Here is a 21,864-nt window from a genome sequence, read left to right as displayed (position 1 = left end):
TTTCCTTTTTTAAAGAATCAATGTAAAAAATAGGGTAGGAAGGATTCCATCGAAGGAACCCTCCCTGTTTTAAAAGGATCAGTTTTTCAAATGGATGTACTCTCCTGGCCCGAGCGGCAGTCCTAAGAAATACCAAACGGCGAACAGGAGCGTCCAGAAAATCGCGAATCCGATCGAGTATGGGAGAAGGACGGAAATAAGCGTTCCGACACCCATTTTCGGGTCATACTTCTTCGCAAAGGTAAGGACGATCGCAAAATAAGCGAGCATTGGCGTGATCGTATTTGTGATCGAGTCTCCAATACGATACGCCAGCTGTGTAAACGCTGGATTATAGCCCAAAAGCATGAACATCGGCACGAATACCGGTCCAAGCAACGCCCATTTTGCTGAAGAACTGGCAATTAACAGGTTGACGACGGCACAGAACAGGATGAATGCGATCAACATCGGCAGTCCAGTAAGACCTGTACTCTGTAAGAAAGCCGCTCCTTTGATGGCGATGATCGAGCCAAGGTTGCTCCAATTGAAATACGTGATCATCTGCGCTGCGATAAAGGCAAGGACGATGTAATACCCCATACCGGACATCGCTTTTGTCAGATGCTCGGCCACATCTTTATCCGACCTGATGACTTTAGACCCAATTCCGTAAAAGAGTGCCGGGATGAAGAAGAAAAAGAGCATCAGCGGGACAAGTCCAGCCATGAATGGTGACTCTTCTACAAGGGAACCGGTCTCCGCATTTCGTAGAAGGGCGTTTTCAGGAATCGTCATGAAGGCCATGATGATCAGGAATACGACCGTTGACACCCCAGCCCAGCGCAATCCTCGTTTCTCTTCTTTTGAAAGTTCAGCTTTCGTTTCAACCTGTGCGTTCAACGTGTATTCCCCAAGACGGGGTTCAACGATTTTGGAACAGACGAATACAGCTACTGGCAATAACACGAAGGTAGATACAAACAAGAAATAATAGTTCATTGCGGGACTCGCATTATAATTCGGGTCGATGATCTGTGCACTTGAAATCGTAAAACCAGCGACCAATGCATCGAGCATATTCAGGATAAGATTGGCACTGAAACCACCTGAAACGGCTGCATATCCTAACGCAAGGCCTGCGATCGGGTGCCTTCCTAATGTCATGAACACGAGGGCGGCGATCGGCGGCAGGACGATCAATGCTGCATCAGCTGCAGCATTTCCGAAGATTCCGATCAACACAATGATCGGCAGGATCAGAAACTTAGGTGATGCAAGAACGACTCTTCTCATGAATGCTGAAACGAGACCTGTCGATTCCGCAAGCCCGACCCCTAGCATGACAACAAGGACAAGGCCGAGTGGCGGGAACGACATGAAGTTATTGACCATTTCGGTAAGGATCTTTACAATTCCTTTTCCATCAAGCAGGTTCACTGCCGTAATCGTTTCATCCGTGGCAGGATTTACTGCACTCCACTTCAACTTTCCAGCAATAAAGGATGAGACCAAAATAAGTCCTGTGAAAATTGCAAACAACGTCAGTACGTCTGGAAGCTTGTTCCCGTACTTTTCAATCCAGTCCAGGAACCTGTTGAACATGCTCCTTTTTTTGACTTCCCCCTGTTTTCCGAGCTCTGGCATGCTCATTTTACCCCTCCTAATCTAAGTTGCTATGTTTTTTTATCCAGATAGTTATAGATTGTGAATTTAGAAACCCCAAGCAGCGAGGCGACATTCTGAATGGACCCCTTTATGCGGAACAGACCCATTTCGTCAAGCAGATGGATGAACTCCATCCGTTCAGCCTTGTCCATTATCTGTACCGGCTTCCCGACTTTCTCCACTGCTTTTTCAATCATTTGGTTTTCAAACTGGGAGATGGATAGCGGTGATGTTTCCTCATCTTTCTCTGTATCCGTAATCTCGGCTAATAGCTTTTCTGCGATTGAATAGTGGGTTATATCGAGATTGATGCTTAAACAACCTAGTATCTGACCATCATCATCCCTGATGTATACAGAACTTGACTTCACCCGTTTCCCTCTCACGTCTTCGTCAACGTAATTCAAGAGACTATCCGTCCCTTTCTCTACTTTCCGAAGGAGATTCAGTCCAAAGCTAGTAATGGATGAACCGACTTCTCTTCCAGTCACGTGACCGTTGAAAATCGCAACAACTGAGGCAGAAACATCTGTCAAATCGTGAACAACCACCTCACAATGGCTGCCAAATGTTTTGGCAATGCTTTCAGCAATCGGTATATATCGCTTGAAGAGCGGATGAATATTCGTAGAGACTTGCTTCATTTTCAAACCCCCAGAGATCTATTTCTATTTTTCTCTCTGTAAAATCGTGCTTTTTTCTTGCAGTCTAATAACGTCGATTTTTTGTAAGAGACGGTTGCTTTTTTGATGAACCACCTTCCTCTTTTAAAGATAATAATAGGATAATGCTAGTCCCAGCATTGTTTCATCCTAAATTATTTGAATATTGCAACCAATTTTACAGCTGTCGAATGAATTTTTCAACAAAAATTTTAATTTTTTAAAAAATTTTTTAAGTAGTGTTGCAAAATACATCAAAACCACTATGATAGGTACTAATAAAAGAGATTGCAGGAGGGGCGTCATGACGACAGAGTTATATCTGGATGACAGTTACATAAAAAGTTGTGAAGCAAATGTGGTTAAGATCGACGGGGATAAGGTTACATTGGATCAGACCGTTTTCTACCCGACTGGAGGCGGACAAGAACATGACACCGGCTTTCTTATTCAAGGTGGAAAAAGAGTTTGAAGTGTATAAAGTGAAAAAGGAAAAAGGTATTCCGACCCACTATGTCAAAAATGCGGAAAAACTTGAAGAAGGTAAAGTATCGGCAGAAATAGATTGGGAGAGACGGTTCGGTTTAATGCGTCACCATTCCCTCCTCCACCTATTAGCCGCAGTCCTGAACGTGGAACACTGCTCTCTATGTACAGGCAACCAGATCTATATGGATCGTGCAAGAATCGATTTGACCGATATCAGTGATTTATCGAATGAAAAGCTTGAGGCTGCGATCGTCAAGGCCAATGAAGAGATCCATAAGAACCATCCGGTTTCAGCACGTGTCCTTCCACGGGAAGAAGCTGAACAGATTTCTGGTGCGATCAAAGCAATGGTCAATCTGATCCCGACATCCGTAAAAGAAATCCGGCTTTTAAAAATTGGCGATATCGACGAACAAGCATGCGGGGGCACACATGTAAAAGAAACAAAAGAAATCGGCCCATTCACCCTCGAAAAAGTGAAAAACAAAGGAAAAGGCGTGACGAGGCTGGAGGTAAAGATCAATTAGGGCAATTCAAGGAAAAGTTCACTAGAAAACGCATATGATTTTTTCAATTGAATCTAATATTGTTTACAAATTGAATAATACTTTGGATGGCTTTTTCATTTTCATCTTTAAAAACGCTATGGCTGCTGTTTTCCATTATGATGAACTGACTGTTTTGAATCTGTTGATGGATGATTTCATTTTCTTCGACTGGTGTAATCCAATCATGTCTACCTGCTATCACAAGTGTCGGAACATTAATCTGAGGCAGATCATTGATGAGGTCAAACTCTCTCAGGAATCCACCAAATCCATTGTTCAATGCTTGATAGGATCGATTTACACGAGCCTGGACAGCAACTGGACTCTTGGCTTCTATTCCAGATCCTTTAACAGAATACAGTGGTTCCATTACTTCATAATATTGATTCAACTGCTCTAATGATTCAAAGGCTCCCTCCCATAAAATAGAGGCCATTTCAATTTGCTTTTCCGTCCCCCTTTCTTCCACATATCGCTTTGCTTTTTCAATAAAACGATGGCTTGGAGAAGTAGTAATGAGCAATAATCCTGCCAAATTCTCCTGATATCTAAGTGCATATGACAGCGCAACCATACCGCCATAAGAGTGGCCTAACAGCCATATTTTATCTAGGCCAAGGTATTGCCTTAATGCTTCGATGTCTTCAATATTGTTTTCTAATGTATAGGTTTCTGGTGAACCGGCTTCAGAAAAACCGCTTCCACGATTGTCGATATAGACGAGTTGTATCGTTTCGGTGAGGGCATCCAAATATGGCTTGAAGTTTCCATGTGTCCCTCCTGGTCCACCATGTAGGACAAAGCAAACTGGCTTCTCCTTTAATTCCTCATTCTCTTTTACATACCCAGCACCGTCAATATCAAAAAAGAGCTTCGTTCCGTTAACTGATGCAAACATTTGATCATTCCTTCCTAATGTAATTGGCTTTTTCCATTACTTTTTGACACGTAACCGGCTTTTCGTTTACTTGGGAAAATGTAGATCGTCAACATAATCAAGCTGAAAATAAGTCCAGCTATCGTCAATAAAATCAGTGGAGTCCAAAAGGATAAGGAAGTAAGTCCAAGTAAAAACAAGACATACACACCAGCAATCATGAACAAGAACTTATAATCCTTACTGTCGACTGTTTTAAAGGCAAATAGACTTCCTTTTTCGAAATTTGCTTTCGTCAATAGACTACCAACTATAACCCCTAAAATGGAAAATATGATACCGATAATGACAGGATCAAGCGTCGAATGGATGATTTCAGCGATTATCGTAGAAATCCCTCCAAGCAGCAAACCAAGCATCGCCCCCCCTGATGTCGCCCGCTTCCAATACAGACCTATGATGACCGGAGCAAATGTAGCTCCCGCGAAAATATGCATGGTTACGAGCAGCAATTCCATGATCGAAGGGGTAAAAATAGCTGCCACTGTACTTAACGCCCCAATGACGACAAGAGTGATCCTTGTAATTTTGATGGATTGTTTTTCGTCTACCGGTTTACCTGCAGCCTTTTTCCCATGTTCATACATATCCCTTGAAACATGGATTCCTGCACTTAGTAAGTTCGAGTCCACTGTGGACATACATGCTCCAAGGATTCCCGTGATGATGACCATACCGATCCACGGATTGATCACTTCCATTGCAAGGATTGGAAAGACCGTTTCTGGATTTTCTAAAGTCGGTGTAATCGCCTTGCCCAGCACACCTACAAGGGCGAGACCGAACGCCATGAAAAGTGCAACAAATATCACCATCAAAAGGCTGATACGTTGAATGACCCGTTCACTTTTTGCCGCATACACCCGTTGCATTTGGGTTTGTGAAATCGTGTTAAGGGGCAAGAATGTGATCGCCCATGCAATGACCATCAGGAAGGTCATTCCTTCTGTAAAGCTCAACACCTCTCCACCTACTGCTGTCGAGAGTATCTCAGCACCATCCAGTGTGGCATTGAATACATTCGCATCATCAGACAACGCTTGAAAACCAAAAAGAATGACAAGGATTAGTCCAGCGATCATGATCATAGATTGGACCCAGTCCGTCAAAGCGACACCCATCAATCCACCGAATGTAGTATATAAAATGGTCACAACGGATGTAATCAAGATCGCAACTGTCGTATCAATCCCAATGACGGAATTCAAGATTACACCGACTCCCAAAATACTTCCTCCAGCTCCTCCCACTAAAGCGACCAGTGAAAAAATCGTCGTAACTAATGCAACCGGGCGTGAATACCTCAACTCCATCATATCCGGCAAAGTGAACACTTCATGTTTTGACGCTATTCGTCTCAGCTTTCCTGAAATGAAAAATAACACGAAGTAAGCTGAGCCTGCAGCGACCAGGAGCCACGTCATGGAAAATCCGTCATTAAACACCATACCGCTGAATCCCATGTACGTGTTTGCTCCGACAACGGTTGAAAAGATTGTTGTGAAGAGCACGCCTGAATTCATCTTATTCGAAGCAACGAAAAAATCAGATCGTGTCTCCTGTCTCTTTGCAAGAGCGATACCGATGAATACAAGAACGATGAGATAAACCATCGGAATCAAATAAGGCAAGCTGAAACCCATAATATACCACTCCTTTATAAAGGTGAATTTTTCTGATTTTTAACGTTTCGGCACTCGAAATAAATGTCCTTCCAACTTTTAAATAAAAAGGAAAATGGTCCTGAGATATTCCCTGAAAGTTGAATCTCTTACATATTCTCTAGACATGATTCTGTTTATGGACTAATACATAAGGTAATCCATAATCCTACACCTTCAAAACAAAAATAACCCCACTAATTTCAAATTTAGCGGGGTTATTTTTATTAGATCTATAATCCAGGTGTCACGATTGGATTTAAGATGGACAATCTGACCTTTTTTGTAGCATACTAAATAAATTTGATATGTATTCTATCTTTGGTGTTCAAAACAATAGATTTTCCCATTGGCATGATTAATTTTTTCAATATCATTATTTGATTGAACCTTTAACTTTAAAATATTTTCAAGTATGTTCGATCACCTTTTTCCATATATCCTGGGCATTGGTATCCTTCAATTACCATATTTACATCAAAAAATCGCAAACATGGAGTAAAACGACGAATGTTCTACACCACATTTGCGACATATATCGTCTGGAGAATGACTATAGTCCGCTTTCTTTTTTCGACAATCGAACGATACAAAATACTGGATTCACTGCAACGGTTGACAGGTTATCAAGCCTGTTTTTGCAGTTTGATGCACATCTGCCGATAAGCGTCTGATTCGTTGGTCATCCCCATCTCCCCATAGATTTTAGAGAGCCATTGCTGCGGTTTGGGATCCGTAGGTTTCAATTCCATCTCCCAGCTGAAGCATTCAATCGCTTGCTTCAACTGTCTGAATTCATAATACAACTCTCCGAGGGTTTGCATTTGGTCCGGATCATCACTAAGCTCTTCCATGGTATCGATTTTTCTGATGATTTGAAGATTTTCATGAGATTCTTTGAAAGGTTTGAGCCAATCTTGGATAGAAGATAGCTCCTCGGTTTTCAGCAACGAAATGACGTATTTAGTAAGAAGTGTTCCCGCTTTTTCAGGATACATGTTCATGATTGGCTTCAATACAGTGTGAAGCATTTCCGGTTCTAATGATTGCTCTTCTGGATCTACCTGCTCGATCAGGTTTCCAAAAATTTGGACTTGATCACTGTTAAGCTCAAAATCATGGTTTTTCATCATACGGGAAACATCAATGATTTTATGGTGTTTGATGTAGTGTTGAAACAGATTGTGTTGTAACGGAAGGAATTCAGGTACTTGAGAGGCTAGCGTTTCGAGAATATCCATTGTTTCATGCTCGTCAAAATGTGTTTCAAGCAGTTCGATAAGAGGGTTGTAGCAGTCTGTTGAAGGTGATGAAGTCAGTTTGTAACTGAATAAAGCAATCAAATCGATCCATCGGGACTCTTTTTCCATTCGTTCTGCAAGCTGCTGAAAACAGGAGTCCTGATCTTTCTTATGATACAGTACTTTCTCAGCAAAAATGAAATCCTCTGAAAGGATCTTCTCAGCGTTTTTGTTATATAGATCGGCATACTTCTGGACCTTGATGTCATTAGCAAGGTGTTCAACCAAGCTATGATTCGGTGCAAAATCCGTTAAGATCCGGATGATTTTATAGCCTAAGAACGTTTGTCCTTTTCGATTATAATGGTAAAAGACGGATTTTATTTCATTGAACAATTGCTTTTTGGGAATGAACGATTCGAAGAACGTCAGGATGAAGGCCTTTTCTTGTGGCGTATACTGCTTCTCGAGCTTATCCAATAGTGGATCGAAGCTGAGTATTTGGCAAGGGTGATTAGAGGTAAGCAATTCTTTGATAAACGGATGGGGAGCGTTGAAAACCATTCCTCTTTTAAAAGCCTTTTCGATGAATGATCGTCGTCTGAGCCTTGTTGCTTTTGCGGCGGTAAGGAATTGATACTTATAAAAGAACAGATAATAAACGTCATTGTCTTCCCCATAAGCTTCAATAATCTCGCCCTGGCGATAAATTGCAATTCTTTCTGCTCGTAGTTGAATCGGTTTCCGATGATCATACAGTGAAAATTGATCTTGATCCATATCGATTCCCCCTATTCGTATCTCTACTATAGCATAGTTTCATCATAAACTCATTCCGTGCTAATCCAATAAAAATAACCCCTATTGTCAGGAGTTATTTTTTTACAGCTTTATGGTAGATTATTCCCTGCAGCACGATACAGCTCGTACCATTCTTCTCTGGTCAATTTCACCTCAGAGGCTTTTGCGATAGCAGCCATACGTTGAGGATTCATTGTCCCGACGACTGGTTGGATGTTTGCTGGATGGCGCAAAATCCATGCGATTGCAATAGCTGAATCTTTCACACCATATTTCTCAGCAAGCTCTTGCAATTTTGTATTCACTTCCGGAAAGTCTTCATTTCCAACAAACGGTCCTTTGATCATACCGTACTGGAACGGAGACCACGCTTGGATTGTCATGTCGTTCAGACGGCTATACTCGAGCATACCACCATCTCGCATAACTGATCCCTCATGCTGCATGTTCACATTGACCCCAGCATCAATCATCGGTGTATGCATGATACTGAACTGCATCTGGTTGATGACCAAGTCCTGATCCAAGCTTCTTTTTAAAAGTTCAATCTGCATAGGGTTATGGTTACTGACTCCAAAATGACGGACTTTCCCGCTTTCCTTCAACTCATTGAAAGCTTCTGCCACTTCCTCAGGTTCCATCAGTGCATCCGGACGATGGAGCAGCAAAATATCGATATAATCCGTTTTCAAACGCTTTAGGCTTCCTTCAACTGAACTGATGATATGTTCTTTTGAAAAATCATAAAACCCTTTTCGGATTGCACATTTCGTCTGGATGACCATATTTTCACGAACAGAAGGATTCATGTCGATTGCGTCCGCAAAAACGGATTCCGACTCTCCACCACCGTAAATATCCGCATGGTCAAATAGATCGACACCATGTTCCATCGCGTTTTCAATCACATGTCTCGCATCAGCTTTGGAAAGTGTACTCATCCTCATACAGCCTAATAAGATCTCTCCCACTTCCAAGCAACTGTTCCCTAACTTGATTTTTTTCAAAAAGGACACCTCTCTCCGTTATGTAATGCTTCTATTCTAACACTCTATCTCCCTAGTTGATAAAAATAAGACCCATCACGTAGTAATGGATCTGGAACATCTATCGGTTCTGTAAAATGGGCTTTTCATTGTAGCTGATTCGCTGCCACCCGATGACGGTAATGGATAACGCAACCACAATAAAAGCGAGGAAGTAAGGGGAAATGAACTCTCGAACCGCACCAGCTGTAAGGGAGCTTGCGATGATCCCCAGTGAAAAAACGGCTGAGAGGATACCGAATGCTGTTCCGTGTTTGCTCTTATCAATTTTTTCAGTAATCAAGGTTGTAATGGCCGGAAACAGGATGCCCAATCCGATTCCTACCACGAACAAGATTTGGCCTAAACTAAGTGGAGCGAACGGCACCACCATCTGATAAAAGCACGCAGCCAACACGAGCATGCCGAACATCGTCCGGATCATTGCTGAAACCCGGTTGATCCAGGTCATGCAGACGATGACCAGCGTCCCTACGCCAATATAGCTGAACAACTTACCCGCATCACTCGTGGACATCCCTTTTTCCACCACTAAAAATGGAAGTTCATATCCAAGGGTCCCTTGCGCGTACATCAAGGCAAAAGCGACGAAATAGATCATCGCCAAATGTTTATCCAGCCTCAATCCGCCGCTGTTATCATGCTCTTTTTTATGCACGGTGATCGGTTCGAACTCCCTGATATACAAAACACCGATGATGGCTGTTATGAAAATGCATCCGCCAATGATGAAATAAGTGCCCCTGTAATCCACGATTTCCACCAGGTACCCGCCTATGGTCGGAGACACGATATGCGCAATCGTCATCAGCAATCCATTGAACGCCATGTTTTTCCCTTGTTGGTGGCTGTTCTTCGCATAACCGGACAATAACGCAAAACAAGCAGGCGTCATGAAAGCAAGGACGAGTCCATTGAACAAACGCAAAACCAACAATCCATCAGGATTGGAGGCGATTCCATGCCCCATCATCAATAAGCCTGAAAAAAACAGCGGTACCACAATAAACTTTTTCTTACCAAAAGCATCGATCAATGGTCCAGCGATCAAGTTTCCACACATGTTTGCGAATGATGACATACTCATCATGATGCTGACAAAGAAGCTCGTCGCCCCGAGCGCCACAGCATAAGGCGTGAAAATCGGATACTGTATATGTAAACTCAAAGACACCAGGAAAAGCACCGTGAAAATCGCAGCCATGCCCCTTTTTCTCTCGTCCATAAAATCGCCTCCAACATAAGTGTATGAACGAAATTGAAAAAGAGACATGTTAGGAATCTTAAAAACAAGACAACCAGCCTTTGCCAGTTGTCCCTTTCTTCGACTTTATCAATCTACCATGAAGCCGTGTTTGAATGGATCGTTAGGATCGATCAAAATATTTTGGAATCCCGTAATGAATGCTGATCCTGTAATTTCAGTAATGACAGCATCCTGGTCCCCGACCTTAACATTTTCAAGTGCTTTACCGATGAATTTACCGCCGACAAATCCTTCACAGACGATTTCCTCACCAACTTCCAACTCATTCCTTCCAACCATTCTGGCAACCATAGCCGTTGTTCCTGTCCCCCCAGGAGATCGATCAGCTTGTCGATCACTGAACACGTGGACATTTTTATAATCTGCATCTGGTATGGTCGGTTTTCCATAAAATGTGACGATATCTACCTTATTTATATAGGGTTTGGTCGGATGCTGAACCTTTACTTGATTGTTCACATGATCTTTGATGATTTTTGCGAGCTTTTTAAGTTGTGATCCGTTCGAAACATGAATCTCTTCGCCAACTTGTTCCACATCCACCCAGGCAAAGTAATTGCCGCCATAACTGATGTCAACTGTAATTGACCCAAGTTCCCCTGCGTCTATGACTACGTCCCTTTTCTCAAGGAACCCTGGTACATTTTTAAAACTGACAGATTCTACACGACCATTTTCAACCTTGACCCTTGGATAAACAAGACCCGCTGGTGTCTCCAGGACCAATTCCACCTCTGGTCCATCCACTTTCACAAGCCCCGTTTCTACGATAGCTGTTGCAACGCCAATTGTCGCATGTCCACACATGTTCAAAAAGTTGGAATTATCCATATAGATGACACCGAAGTCGATCTCATCACTGGTCGGTGGAAGCAGCACAGCTCCGAACATATCACGATGCCCTCTCGGTTCCTGAATCAATGCATTTCTAAGCCAAACATAATGCTCAGCCATATAATCTCGCTGTTCAGCAACTGTCTTGCCTTTCAGTTTCAACAATCCACCATTTATGATTCTAGTTGGTTCTCCAAAAGTATGCGTCTCTATTGTTTGAAATACATTCGTGAAATTCAATTACAACAGCTCCTTGATCAAAAGTTTATGATATTAATAGTTTTGGTACATAAAGCATGATATCCGGGGCGAAAATCATGCCCATGAGACTTATGAATAGCACGAGGATGAACCAGATATTGTACCGGCTTACTTGCAGCATGCTGACTTTCGCAATTGCTGTAGTGATATACAATCCACTTGCAACAGGTGGTGTCTGTTGGCCAATCGCCCACACAATGATGACCACCATCGCAAACTGCAAGGGGTCGATTGCTGTTGCTTGTACTAATGGCAAAAATAAAGGCACAATAACCAACACCATGACAGTACCATCAAATATAAATCCGCCTATGAACAAGATCAGACTTGCAATCAACATCAATTTAACCGGTGAGTCCCCAAAGGCCATCAGCGGCTCAAGCATCATCTGCCCTATTCCAAGGGCAGAAAAGGAATAACCTAGTATTTTAGCGGTTGCCACGATAAACATGACAAGTGCCGTATTTTTGACACTTTCATTCAAGGCATTGATGAATCCCTTCCAAGTCAATTCCTTATAGATGATGCCTGCTAGGATTCCTACTAATACTGCAATCGCAGCTGATTCTGTAGGAGTTGCGAACCCTGTCATGATTCCTCCCAGTATTGCCACCGGGACCAATAAAGCTGGGATTGCTGTTAAAAAGGACTTAATGAAAAATTTAAACGTGAACGGTTGCTCTGTGAATGTGTAATCCTTTTTTAATGAAATGATATAAACAACAACCATATAACCGATTGCAATCGTTATTCCAATGGGTACACCTGCTAAAAATAGACTAGCGACCGACAATCCTGAAATGGATCCGTATAGGATCATCGGAACGCTTGGGGGAATGACGATGCCAAGAGATGATCCCGCAGAAGTCACCGCTGCTGAAAAACTTGGTGAGTATCCTTTCTCCTTCATTGCTGGAATCATAATTTGGCCGACCGCAGCACTAGCCCCAGCAGCTGTACCAGTGATAGCTCCAAAGAAAACAGATGCTACCACGTTCACCATTGCCAGTCCTCCGCGGACCATCCCAATGATGGAAAGCGCAAAATTTATTAGTCGCTTAGAGATTCCCCCATAATTCATCAATGACCCAGCTAGCATAAATAATGGGATTGCAAGTAACGGAAAGCTGTTTGTCCCTAAATATAGTTGCTGAAGCAATAACCCCATTGGAATATCAGCAAAATAGACCAAGAAACCTAACGCAGTTAACCCAAGCGCAAAAGCAATTGGAACCCCTAGAGCCAATAAGACTAAAATTGAAACCAACATCAAGATTGGGAGCATTTTTCTCCCCCTTTCTCGATTCCGTCCCTGTTTTGTTTCGAAGACCCATCTATTATTTTTTTGATTTCAGTTAACATTTGTATTAAGATTTCGATGATCATGAGGATGAAACTGATCCAAATGATCATATAAGGGACCCTCATCGGTATATCTGTTACAGGCATACCAATACTTCCAGATTGCTGGATGAACGAATACGCCCAGATTACTGTCATGACAAGAAATATTGCAACCAAGCCTTTTGAAAGGACTTGAACATATGGTTTCAATTTTTCCGGAAGTTGATCTTGTAAAAAATCCATCTTTAAATGATTATCTTCCACCGTACACTGATAAGCCCCAAAGAACGTGATCCATATCATCGCAATCAATGATAATTCTTCCGGCCATGGAAGCGGATCATTCAGTATTTTCCTAGTGATCACTTGAAGAAATAGGATAAAAAACATGAAGAACAGAGCGAATATATTCGTCGATTTGATCAATAGATATAGGATGTTCCGAAGTTTCTTCATAATGCCGCTCTATTCTTGTTTCTCTTGTATATCTTGGATGATCTGTTCTGCATCGCTTCCTAATTCTTCAGTCACCATATCCCAGACTGGTTTCGTCACTTCCTGGAAAGGTTTGATGTCCTCAATGACTTGTACGTCCATCCCTTTTTCCTTCAAATCATTGATCAAGTCCTCATCCTGCTTTGCATTCATTTCACGGTTGATGTCCCGTCCTGCTTCAGCGGCCTCCAGTATGATTTTCTGTTGCTCGTCCGATAATTGTTCCCATTTGTCCATATTCATGAATAATGTCGCTGGAGAATAGACATGATTGGTGATCGTCAAGTATTTTTGGACATCATAAAAGGATGCACTATGAATGACGGACAAAGGATTTTCCTGCCCATCGATCGTCCCTTGTTGCAATGCTGTAAATACTTCTGACCATGCCATCGGTAAAGGGCTGGCTCCTAGTTTCTTGAACGTTTCCATCCTTACATCACTTTCTGGGACTCGAATTCTCAAACCTTCAAAGTCTTCAGGTGATTGGATCTGTGTTTGGTTATTGGTAACCTGCCTGAATCCATCTTCCCAATAGGCCAAATGCTTAAGATTGTTTTCTTCTAAATATGACCCTACTTTTTCACCGATCGGGCCATCTAACACTTCCCATGCTTGTTCCCGATTTTCAAATATATAAGGTAATGAGAAAATATCGACATATGGATTCATTTGGGCCATAGGCGTTGAAGATATGCCAATATCAATCGTACCTACCTTCGCGCCTTCTTGAATTTCCCGGCCGGATCCAGCAAGTTGTCCATTACCGTAGATCTTGATTTTGATCTTCCCGTCTGTTTTTTCCTCTACGATCTTTTTGAACTCTTCAGCACCATGCCCCCATGGATGGTCGTTCGGCAACTCATATGCGAAGCTTAGCGTCATGGATTCTTCTCCAGATGAATCAGTCCCTGAAGAACATCCGACTAACATACTGAAACCTAAAAGTGCCACCCCTGCAAATTTTAAAAATTTCATTGTTGTCCTTCCTCCCCTTTCATTAATCTTTTACGGAATGAACTAACAGAAAAGAATGATCACCACCTTGATAGAATGTACTGTAGACTATTGATTCTCTTCGACCAGTTCGGTTTCCAAGTCTTCCAAAACGACTTCCTCATACTCCGAAATACCTTTCAAGTGGTTGGAAACAGCTTTTTCGACAGCTTCCTTGTCTCGATTGGCCAGAGCTTCATAAATCTCATTATGTTCTTTAATGGAGCGTTCGACTAAACCGCTACGAGACATAAATGAGTACCTGAAAGAGACGACATAATCATGCATATTTTCAAGGATTTTAATGATCCTCGTAAGCTTTGACGCTTTAATGATAGTCTGATGGAACTCATCATTGACTCTCATCAAACGATCTACATCTAACGGTTTTGAGTGTTTTTCGGATTGCTGGATAAGCATTTTCAAATAGTGAAGTTCATCATCAGTCAAATGATCAACCGCGTATCTGGCTGCAAGAGGTTCCAATTGTGCTCTAATGAGATGAATTTCTTTAATGCATTCTGACGTTACGCCCTTAACGAGACAAAACTTTCTAGGATGGATCTCTACCAGACCCTCTTGCTCCAGTCGATGGAGCGCTTCTCGGACTGGAGTTCGACTAACTCCTAGTTGATCGGCTAACTCAGCTTCTATGATTTTGTCACCCGGTTTTAATGAATGATTCAATATATCCTTCCTGACTTGCCTGAATACGCTTTCACGAATAGACAGGGTATTGATCTTTGCCATATTTTCATTCGACCCCTTTCTCGTTATTTCGATTTTAAGGGATATTGTATCCCAGTACAAGTTATTTTTTGATAAATGAAAAAAATCAGATAAATACAAGTGTGTTTAACCCTTATTAAATAGGGTTTTTGTCTATTAACTTCTTTATTTTCTTCCGATAGATTATATTGTAAGATTCATTTATTTTATGTGGGATACAATATGTCATGCAAAAATAAGAAGAGCTCCTCCATGAGAAGGAACTCTAGTTGCCCTATTTTATACGAACCGATTGAACTTGGTTCGGTTGCAGTTCAACCTTTATCTTGTTCAATGTCTTTTCAAGCGGTTGGATCGCTTCTTTATTCAGATTGACGAGCGCCGTTTCCTGAACCTTAGTGTTGATTGTAACCCCACTGTAAACTTTTCTTCTTTCGCGTGTACATCCGTAAAATCAGTGCGTCTTCGTTCTCGCTTTTTTCAACGTACTCAATACAGCTTTCCTCTAGCTAAAGCAAGTAGCTTATTGTTAACCACTTGCTTTTTATTCATACATTTTCCGCTGAACCACATATCTTTGTAATCATCCCATTTTGTCTTTGGATATGAATTTAGAACAAATGAAAATCAGCAAAATCATCCCTATGCTGATAAATAAGCCGATTCTTTGATTCATATGAACTAGTGCGCCTGATATGGCTATTAAAATAACCGCAATGCCTATATAGGAGGTATAAGGAAATCCAAATGCTTTGAACGTGCCTTCGTTACCGGCATACGTAGGATGCAGTCTGATCTGCGAGGCAAGGATGATCACCCAATTCAAGATCAGCATGACGCCTGCAGAGGTCGTCACATATTCATACATCGTACCTGGTAACAGATACGAGAAAAGAATCGAGATCGCGAGTCCAATCGCCGTCAATGACAGGGCTGGCAACGCCACACCACGATTATTTTTCTCTTTCAGTATTTTTGGTGCATCCCCATCCTTCGCCAACGAAACCATTACACGACTTATCGAAAACAAGGCACCGACCATCGTCGAAAAGGCAGCGCTGATGATGATAATGTTGAAGATGGTGTCCAGATATGGGATTTGGAATGCCGATAGTGCTGTCACAAAAGGACTTTCCGACTCGTTGATGATGGTCCAGTCCACCATTTCCAACACAAAAAATAAACATACGATGTAGATGGAAACCAAGGTGATGATCAACCCTACACCAGTCTTCGGAACGTCTTTTTTGCTTTCAAGTTCCGATGATGCGACCCCTACAACGGCAATCCCCCCGAATGAAAAGAAGATGAAAATCATCGCTGCCCATAATCCTCCGATTCCGTTCGGAAAAAGATCACCGATTCCTGGCTGGTTTACGGAGACGATATCGTTCGGATTGATGATATCTAACAAGAACAATGTGCCAAAGGCGATGAAAATGATGAGGGTCGATAATTTGATGATGGCAAATAAAGACTCGATCTGGCCAAAGTTCTTCACTCCCAGCAAATTGATCCCAAAGCCCAACACCGCATAAATGATTGAAAATATCCATAATGGGATTTGAGGGAACCAAAACTGTGTAAAGGTCGATAGCGCAACGATTTCACTGGACATGATCAAGACGCCAGATAGCCAGTACATCCACCCTGAAAGGAACCCTGCAGAATGCCCGAATGCTTTCCTTGCATAAGTCCGGAAAGAGCCTGTTTCTGGATCATTTACGGTCATTTCGGCTAAAGAACTGAACACAAAGAACGTGGTCAATCCCGCAATCAAGTAACCAATCAAAATAGATGGACCGGCAATTTTGATAGAAAGACCTGTCCCCAGGAAAAAACCAGCACCTATAATCGAGCCGATTCCTATTAGAGAAAGCTGCCACCATCGCAGACCTTTTCCCTTTCTAAGTTGCTTTTCCTTTTTTCGCTCTACAGACTGTTTCAACAAGTGATGATGCTTCATGAAACTTCCCCCATTATTAGAAGATCGATAATGATGTCGTCACCTGTTTTATTATTAGCCATTGCACCGATCTTTACTAATCACGGGTAAGTTGATCTACTTTGGGAATGAAAAAAGAATGGGGCTGACTCTAACATCAATTTCATCGATGTTTTGGGTCAGCCCCTTATGTTGATCATGTTCCGCAATACGTTACATAAGGACGATCAGTGTCTGGTGGCAATGTGCAATACTCTTCCTGTTCTGGAGTATGAGCATATGGGTTTGATAGTGTATTGAGCAGCTTTTCCATCATACTGTAGTCGCCTCTTTCTACTGCTGCTTCTAGTGCCTCTTCGACCCGGTGGTTCCGAGGGATCACGGCAGGGTTGTTGTCGCGCATTAATTGCTGGGATTCTTCCTTCGATTCCTCTTGTCTTTCGAGTCTCTCCTGCCAACGCTTATGCCATTGTTCCTCTGACTTAAACAGCTCTGCCTCTTCCAGCTTATCAAACGTCAAGGCGCGGAAAGTGTTCGTAAAGTCAGCTTTATGCTCCTTCATCAGTTTGTGAAGGTCTCCAATCAGGTTTTCGTCCTCTGCTTCCTCGTTAAAGATACCAAGTTTTGCTCTCATGCCTGATAGCCAGTAATCACGATACAAGTCCCCAAACTTGGTAATCTCTTTCTCAGCGATTTCAATTGCTTTTTCTTGGTCGTCATGGATCAGGGGTATGAGTGTTTCTGCAAAACGAGCAAGGTTCCATGCCCCGATTGGCGGTTGATTTGCGTACATGTAACGGCCGCGAACATCAATCGAACTGAAGACTGTTTCAGGATCATACGTATCCATGAAGGCACAAGGCCCATAATCGATGGTTTCACCACTGATCGTTACATTGTCGGTGTTCATCACGCCATGGATGAAACCGACCTGCTGCCATTTGGCAATCAGTGCAGCCTGCCGCTTGATCACTTCTTGAAGCAATGAAAGATATCGGTTTTCGTCTTTTTTAATTTCAGGATAGTGGCGTTCAATTGCATAGTCAGCAAGTGCTTGGGGTTCCTCTTTTTCTCCCCAATTGGCAATGAATTCAAACGTACCAACGCGTAGATGACTGGCAGCGACACGGGTCAGGATCGCCCCAGGCAGTTCCGTTTCACGGATGATCGATTCTCCGGTTGTAACTACAGCCAGGCTTCTTGTAGTCGGAATGCCGAGTGCATACATCGCTTCACTGATGATATGTTCGCGCAGCATCGGTCCTAGAGCTGCTCGACCATCGCCACCACGGGAATATGGGGTTCTGCCCGAGCCTTTCAGCTGAATGTCATAGCGTTCACCATCAGGCGTGATCTGCTCGCCAATCATCATCGCCCGGCCGTCACCTAACATCGTGAAACTTCCGAATTGATGACCTGCATAGGCTTGGGCAATGGGCTCTGAGCCTTTGGGAGTCTCATTGCCGGCAACGACCGATACACCTTCTTCTGATTGTAAAGCCTCTGGATCTAACCCTAACGTTCTTGCGAGAGATTCGTTGAAAACGACCAATTCCGGCTCCTCTACAGGGTTTGGTTCAATTGTAGAAAAGAGCTTCTTTGGCAAGCGTGCATAGCTATTGTCAAAGTTCCATCCTGGATCGACCATTATTCTCTCCTTTTCTTCTTTCGTCCTTTTGTATTCAGCAAAACAAGTCCTTTTAGTATTTGCCTCTATTGTATTGTTATACCCTTATATATTCTCTTTCGAACGTTCTCTTTCATGTCCTCCTATCTTCTTGAACATAACATAGCACAACCATCCAAAGGGTCCAAACATAAGGGTCAAAAATAAGAGGATTGATTGCAGCGGTAGTTGGATGTATCGGTTTTCCATATTATCCCGGTAAATAGAATGACCGACCACCTGATCAAAACACAGGATATGAATCCACACAAGCAAAGCGAAATCTGATTCCGACAACAGCTGGATAACGCCTGACGCCGAGTTGAAATGTTGGATGAACCCGAGCCCCTTTGTCGAAATCGCTGTGATGATTCCAACACTATACAGGATCGCTAAAAAGACAGGGAAAATGTGTAGCTGGGCTAGAAAGCGTGTCACCTTCCAGCTTGGCAGCAAAATAAGCAGCACCCAAAACAAGACCGCCAGGCTTGAGAGTGAGAACAAAAGGTGATACATATGGTTACTCCCCTTTCACAATGGAAATAGGATCTGTTTCGAAAGCATTGTTTCTACCCTTCTTCATAAAAGACACAAATGCGATGGCTGTTGAAACAAGCCACATGAGTAATAAAATGCTTGCAAGGATCGGCAATAGCGTCAGTTCAAACACAGAGAAGCCTCGTGCAGTTTGAAAAGCGATCAATACGATCGAAAGCATCCAGGCGATGCTGCCATAATGAATCAGCCATTTTTTAAAACGATCCGTGACTTGTGTTTTTTCCAATAGCCATGCTGGTAAGATTAACGTTTGTAAGGCGTGGAATCCGATTCCATGCAGTACAATCAAATTTCCTGCATCCCCTGTAAATCGATCCTGCATCAAAATCATCCATATCCCCGCAAGGTTGGCTAGAAAGACTGAAAGAAACGCATATCGGATCCCAAGTATGAGTAATGGACGTCTATGAGGTGATTTCAATCTGAAAAACTGGATCGTAAGCCATATCATCAAGGTCACTAACAATAGGGAAATCACGCCGAAAATCATCCCTGCAACCATATCGATGACACCACCTTCAGTCGAAAACCGCGGATTCAAACCCCGGAAATTCTGAACAGTTTCAATTGCATAGGCATACAAAGCGGAGATGACAAAAAGCCACCGGATCGTTTTCCTTTTACGATCTCTGAACCCTGCTATTGGTAAAATCGCAGCGATTGAAAGGGTGAAAATCCCAATGGCTGCATTGAACGAAAATGCATCGCTTATATTCCCTTCAGGTAAAATGATGGAACCTTTGAAAAAGATAAAAACAGCGATGCCGATTGCGAGTAAAAGTCCGATCACGCCGGTTAATACGAGCCATCTTTCTCCTTTAAAAAGCTTAGGAGATGGTTCGACAACATTCTTTTCATCAGTCTTGATAACAGATGACATCAAGAAAACCCTCCTTAAAGTAATATTTATTTATCAGTCAATAAATTAATGTTTCTAAAGAAAAGCTTGGTGAGGCCAAGCTTTGTGGGTCGAGCCTATAGTACCTTAAAAATACGGTACTTCTTTTTTAACAGTCCGTTTTATTTTTCCCTTCAAGCATTTCGGGCATATCCAACACTTCTGCAAGCGTGATCAATAACCCGGTTCCAATAAATTCAGCAGCTCTCTCTTTTGGATTCGGAATATCCGCCCGATCCATTTTCAACGTCAAGCTGTCAAACATCTTATCATACAGTTTACGGACATGTTCACGAATGCCTGCATCTGAAATGGTGTAGGCCTGCATGACCATCAACACCTCATCACGATGGGTTTGCATGATTTCAAAGAAAGCACGCCCCATCGTCGGGATCAATTGATCAGAAGGTGCTTCAACCTCTGCAAATGTATCATAAATACGGCTGAAAGCCCGATCGATGACATCCTTGAACAATTCCTCTTTGTTGGAAAAGAAATGGAACACATATGGCTGGGTTACTCCTGATGCCTTTGCCAACATTGCAGTCGTTGTTTTATAGTACCCCCTCTCGGCGAAAATGCACATTGCATTTTCGATGATTCGTTCTTTTTTATCTTCTCGCACTGCCACTTGTATCATCCTTTTATTTATTTATTGATTAATAAATTATATTCAACAGATGTACTTTTGTCAATTGTTTTTACTAAATTGACTAGTTTTACGTATTCTCTCCTATTTCACATAACATAAATCGGCTCGTTGATACTGGGACCACAATCATTTTCGTCGATCACACCATGTAAGTCTTCCGTGCCTCCGATTGGATCATCGACATCGGACCTGAAAGCGGGAAAGCTAGGGGACAAGTGATCGACGAAGGTACACCAGCGCAAGTTGCCCAAGTAGAAGCATCATACATAGGGAAATTTTTAAACTTTTAATTAAAGGATGCAACATTAAGCGCTCTGGTCCGTATACAGGACCAGAGGCATTACGATGCATTTTAAAGGAGCCGAACCTATGGAAATAGAACAAAAGATTACGCTTAAACCTTTTTTCTCCCTCATCCTTTCGACAAAAATACCAAAGATTGCACTTGCTGTAGGGCTGATCGGGAGTTTCATCACCACACTCGTAGGACTGACGATCCCACTGTTGACGAGAGAAATGGTCGATGGTTTTTCGATCATTCCTTAAATGCTTCTTTGATCGCGATTATCATCACTGTCTTTATTTTACAGGCGGTCACCAGTGGAATTTCTACGTATGCACTTGCCTACGTTGGCCAAAAAATCATTGCCCGCTTGCGGGAAAGAATGTGGTTCAAGCTTTTACGCCTGCCAGTCAATTACTTTGATAAAAACACAAGCGGGGAAACGGTCAGCCGGGTCGTCAATGATACTGGAATTGTAAAGGACTTGATCTCCCAGCATTTTCCTCAGTTCATAAGCGGGATCATCACCATCATTGGAGCTGTCATCATCTTGTTTGTAATGGACTGGAAAATGACATTATTGATGTTCATCTCTGTTCCAATCATAATGTGGGCCGTTCCACTCCTTTCGTGTGTAACCGGTTCCACATAATCCGTATGAACACCTTGAGCCTTTAAGTTGTCAACAATCGCCTTACCATAGGCGTCATCCCCGACGCACCCGATCATATAGACATCGGCTCCCAATCGGGCTGCTGCAACTGCCTGGTTCGCCCCTTTACCGCCTGGGACCGTTTCAAAAGACTCTCCAAGAACGGTCTCTCCAGCCCGTGGACGTCTCGTTGATGTTACAACTAAATCCATCGATGAACTGCCAATGACGGCAATTTTCGGTTTCTTCATG

General features: G+C 42.5%; 17 protein-coding genes and 3 pseudogenes. 2 read left to right on the top strand and 18 right to left on the bottom strand.

Annotated features, from left to right (window positions below; translation table 11 throughout):
• Positions 1–78: 78 nt before the first annotated feature.
• A complete protein-coding gene (locus ACJROX_RS02605) occupies positions 79–1,632 on the bottom strand; it encodes an AbgT family transporter (RefSeq protein ID WP_408009227.1) in 1,554 nt (517 codons plus the stop codon).
• A 23-nt stretch (positions 1,633–1,655) separates the two neighbouring features.
• Positions 1,656–2,291, bottom strand: a complete 636-nt coding sequence (locus tag ACJROX_RS02600) for a transcriptional regulator (protein WP_408009226.1) — start codon at positions 2,289–2,291, stop codon at positions 1,656–1,658.
• A 322-nt stretch (positions 2,292–2,613) separates the two neighbouring features.
• Here ACJROX_RS02600 and ACJROX_RS02595 point away from each other — a divergent pair.
• Positions 2,614–3,325 (top strand): annotated as a pseudogene (locus ACJROX_RS02595) (alanyl-tRNA editing protein).
• Between the two features lie 43 nt (positions 3,326–3,368).
• Here ACJROX_RS02595 and ACJROX_RS02590 read toward each other — a convergent pair.
• The 15 genes from ACJROX_RS02590 to ACJROX_RS02520 form a co-directional block, all read right to left on the bottom strand.
• Positions 3,369–4,244, bottom strand: coding sequence for an alpha/beta fold hydrolase (locus ACJROX_RS02590; RefSeq protein ID WP_408009225.1), 876 nt, complete (start codon positions 4,242–4,244; stop codon positions 3,369–3,371).
• Between the two features lie 14 nt (positions 4,245–4,258).
• On the bottom strand, positions 4,259–5,926 hold the full coding sequence (locus tag ACJROX_RS02585; protein WP_408009224.1) for a sodium:solute symporter: 1,668 nt from the start codon (positions 5,924–5,926) through the stop codon (positions 4,259–4,261).
• A 644-nt stretch (positions 5,927–6,570) separates the two neighbouring features.
• Positions 6,571–7,965, bottom strand: coding sequence for a hypothetical protein (locus ACJROX_RS02580; protein ID WP_408009223.1), 1,395 nt, complete (start codon positions 7,963–7,965; stop codon positions 6,571–6,573).
• Between the two features lie 110 nt (positions 7,966–8,075).
• A complete protein-coding gene (locus tag ACJROX_RS02575) occupies positions 8,076–8,993 on the bottom strand; it encodes an aldo/keto reductase family oxidoreductase (RefSeq protein ID WP_408009222.1) in 918 nt (305 codons plus the stop codon).
• A gap of 100 nt (positions 8,994–9,093) precedes the next feature.
• Positions 9,094–10,257 (bottom strand): MFS transporter, encoded by a 1,164-nt coding sequence (locus tag ACJROX_RS02570; protein ID WP_408009221.1) that lies wholly within the window; start codon positions 10,255–10,257, stop codon positions 9,094–9,096.
• A 108-nt stretch (positions 10,258–10,365) separates the two neighbouring features.
• The gene (locus tag ACJROX_RS02565; protein ID WP_408009220.1) at positions 10,366–11,373 is read right to left on the bottom strand and encodes a proline racemase family protein; all 1,008 of its coding nucleotides are present in this window, start codon (positions 11,371–11,373) and stop codon (positions 10,366–10,368) included.
• A gap of 25 nt (positions 11,374–11,398) precedes the next feature.
• Positions 11,399–12,679, bottom strand: coding sequence for a TRAP transporter large permease (locus tag ACJROX_RS02560; RefSeq protein WP_408009219.1), 1,281 nt, complete (start codon positions 12,677–12,679; stop codon positions 11,399–11,401).
• Positions 12,664–13,194, bottom strand: coding sequence for a TRAP transporter small permease (locus ACJROX_RS02555; RefSeq protein WP_408009218.1), 531 nt, complete (start codon positions 13,192–13,194; stop codon positions 12,664–12,666). The genes ACJROX_RS02560 and ACJROX_RS02555 overlap by 16 nt, the downstream gene beginning before the upstream one ends.
• 9 nt (positions 13,195–13,203) lie before the next feature.
• Positions 13,204–14,211, bottom strand: a complete 1,008-nt coding sequence (locus ACJROX_RS02550; protein ID WP_408009217.1) for a DctP family TRAP transporter solute-binding subunit — start codon at positions 14,209–14,211, stop codon at positions 13,204–13,206.
• A gap of 87 nt (positions 14,212–14,298) precedes the next feature.
• Positions 14,299–14,979 carry a GntR family transcriptional regulator gene (locus ACJROX_RS02545; RefSeq protein ID WP_408009216.1) on the bottom strand — a complete coding sequence of 227 codons (681 nt, stop codon included), beginning with the start codon at positions 14,977–14,979 and terminating at the stop codon, positions 14,299–14,301.
• 562 nt (positions 14,980–15,541) lie between these two features.
• Entirely contained in the window at positions 15,542–16,924 is a 1,383-nt protein-coding gene (locus ACJROX_RS02540; RefSeq protein ID WP_408009215.1) for an amino acid permease, read from the bottom strand.
• 175 nt (positions 16,925–17,099) lie between these two features.
• Positions 17,100–18,551, bottom strand: a complete 1,452-nt coding sequence (locus ACJROX_RS02535; protein WP_408009214.1) for a protein adenylyltransferase SelO — start codon at positions 18,549–18,551, stop codon at positions 17,100–17,102.
• Between the two features lie 84 nt (positions 18,552–18,635).
• Complete coding sequence (locus tag ACJROX_RS02530; protein ID WP_408009212.1) at positions 18,636–19,085, bottom strand: ABA4-like family protein; 450 nt, start codon at positions 19,083–19,085, stop codon at positions 18,636–18,638.
• Positions 19,086–19,089: 4 nt separating this feature from the next.
• Complete coding sequence (locus ACJROX_RS02525) at positions 19,090–20,007, bottom strand: hypothetical protein (protein ID WP_408009211.1); 918 nt, start codon at positions 20,005–20,007, stop codon at positions 19,090–19,092.
• A gap of 127 nt (positions 20,008–20,134) precedes the next feature.
• Positions 20,135–20,656 carry a TetR/AcrR family transcriptional regulator gene (locus ACJROX_RS02520; RefSeq protein WP_408009210.1) on the bottom strand — a complete coding sequence of 174 codons (522 nt, stop codon included), beginning with the start codon at positions 20,654–20,656 and terminating at the stop codon, positions 20,135–20,137.
• Positions 20,657–21,046: 390 nt separating this feature from the next.
• On the opposite strand from ACJROX_RS02520, the pseudogene ACJROX_RS02515 reads away from it, so the two are divergent.
• Positions 21,047–21,564: pseudogene (locus tag ACJROX_RS02515) on the top strand (ABC transporter transmembrane domain-containing protein); the annotation flags it as partial.
• On the opposite strand, the pseudogene ACJROX_RS02510 reads toward ACJROX_RS02515, so the two are convergent.
• Positions 21,561–21,863 (bottom strand): annotated as a pseudogene (locus ACJROX_RS02510) (PfkB family carbohydrate kinase); the annotation flags it as partial. The pseudogenes ACJROX_RS02515 and ACJROX_RS02510 sit on opposite strands and share 4 nt — an antisense overlap.
• Between the last annotated feature and the right edge of the window lies 1 nt (position 21,864).

Origin of the sequence: Pseudalkalibacillus sp. A8, from assembly GCF_045920555.1 — a bacterium.
Lineage (GTDB): Bacteria > Bacillota > Bacilli > Bacillales > Fictibacillaceae > Pseudalkalibacillus.
The sequence above is the reverse complement of the archived record's forward strand: the minus strand, read 5'-3'. Positions and strand labels throughout refer to the sequence as shown.